The sequence below is a fragment of the Kocuria sp. genome (assembly GCF_030536815.1).
Lineage (GTDB): Bacteria > Actinomycetota > Actinomycetes > Actinomycetales > Micrococcaceae > Kocuria > Kocuria gwangalliensis.
In genome coordinates, this window is the sequence record NZ_JAUNPE010000309.1 from 1 (window position 1) to 1794 (window position 1794).

Below are 1794 nucleotides of genomic sequence, written 5' to 3' on the forward strand. Positions count from 1 at the left end.
TCCAGGTAGGTGGAGTAGTTGCCCTCGTAGGGGTACAGGCGACCGCGGTCGACCTCACAGATCCACTCGGCCACGTGATCCAAGAAGTACCGGTCGTGGGTCACGGCCAGAACGGCACCGTGGTACGCGGCCAGGTGCTGCTCGAGCCACAGCACGGACTCGGCGTCCAAGTGGTTGGTGGGCTCGTCGAGGAGCAGCAGGTCGGGTTTCTGCAGAAGCAGCTTGCACAGCGCAACACGACGACGCTCACCACCGGAAAGGACCTTCACGTCCGTTTCGGGCGGCGGGCAACGCAGCGCGTCCATGGCCTGCTCGAGCTGAGAGTCGAGGTCCCACGCGTTTGCCGCGTCGATGTCTTCCTGCAGCTTGCCCATTTCTTCCATGAGCGCGTCGAAGTCCGCGTCGGGCTCGGCCATTTCGGCGGAGATCTCGTTGAAGCGATCGAGCTTGCCCTTGATCTCGCCAACGCCTTCTTCCACGTTGCCCAGAACGGTCTTCTCTTCGTTCAACGGCGGTTCCTGCAGCAGGATACCCACGGAGTAACCGGGGGTGAGCCGGGCCTCACCGTTGGAGGGCTGGTCGATGCCAGCCATGATCTTCAGGATGGTCGATTTACCAGCACCGTTGGGACCCACAACGCCGATCTTGGCGCCGGGGTAGAACGACATGGTGACATCGTCCAGAATGACTTTGTCGCCCACCTTCTTGCGGGCTTTGGACATGGTGTAAATGAATTCCGCCATACCTTCCAGGTTACCGCGCCCGCGCGCCTGTTCCAGCCACGTTCGGCTCCCAGCGCGCGGCTCCCCCAACGACGCCGCTCCGTTGCGTTACCGGGGTCACATTCGGGCCCCCGGTAACGCACGGCTGGCGGTTGCGGTGGAGCCGTAGTCAGTCGCTCCCCACGCCCACCGGGGTACGCTCCTCGGAGTCCTCCTCCGCGTCCTCGGTCACATCCAGGTCACTGGGCAAATGGCTCAGGGAGGTGAAGGCATGATCGGGATCGGAGCGGATGATGACCCCGTGACCGTGCTCGTCCAGTTGCTCGTCGTCCTGCAGCCCCGCAATTTTCGCACCGTTGTCATCCTGGGCGGGTTCGTCCGCGTCACCGGTGGCATTGTGTGGACGCTGAGCCTGGCCACCCGTGCGAGAGAAGTTGGCCGTGCCGAAGTTGAGGTCGTGGCCGATGGCAGTGGCGTCCACCTGGACCGTGGTGCGGGGTCCGTTGTCGGACATCCACTCCTGGACTTGCAGCTTCCCGGTCACCATGATCGGCTGCCCGCAGCGCACGCTGTTCATCACGTGCATGGCCAGTGCGCGGAAACAACGGATGGAATACCAATTGGTGTGAACATCGATCCAGGTGTTCTTGTCGGCGTCGAACCGGCGTGTGGTGGTGGCCAGGCGGAAACGCGCGGCAACGGTGCCGTCATCGAACAGGTGGGACTCGGGATCTTTGCCGACGAATCCGCGGAGGGTGATGTGCTCGGGCATGGGATGCTCCTTCGTATGAGCCATCCCCGTGGCTCGTGAAACCGCGAGGACGGAACCTGTGCCCCGTAATTCAGGGGTGTCCCCACGGTCCCGTGTTCCCACGGCCGACGAGACTCGGGAACTGCGAACTGTGGATTTCCCGCGTGAACTCGTCCGCGAGTCCCACGGTGTGCAGTTGCCACGCCGCGGGCAAAGCGCCAACCCCGTGCTCAACCGTTGCTAGACTGTATTGGCGCTTCACGCGCTCCGCCTCGGTAGCTCAGTGGATAGAGCAGGAGCCTTCTAATCTCTTGGTCGGGG

2 protein-coding genes are annotated in these 1794 nt (G+C 63.3%); both read right to left on the reverse strand.

All coding sequences use genetic code 11. The features are described from left to right. Positions 1–743, reverse strand: a 743-nt coding sequence (locus Q4E95_RS13475) for an ATP-binding cassette domain-containing protein (protein WP_303383784.1), incomplete at its 3' end; no start/stop codon positions are given. Between the two features lie 148 nt (positions 744–891). Further along, positions 892–1494 (reverse strand): single-stranded DNA-binding protein, encoded by a 603-nt coding sequence (locus Q4E95_RS13480; RefSeq protein ID WP_303383785.1) that lies wholly within the window; start codon positions 1492–1494, stop codon positions 892–894. Positions 1495–1794: the final 300 nt, after the last annotated feature.

Coding starts and splice junctions, on each gene's coding strand:
- Q4E95_RS13480 (WP_303383785.1), bottom strand. CDS start 1,494: ATGCCCGAGCACATCACCCTCCGCGGATTCGTCGGCAAAGATCCCGAG.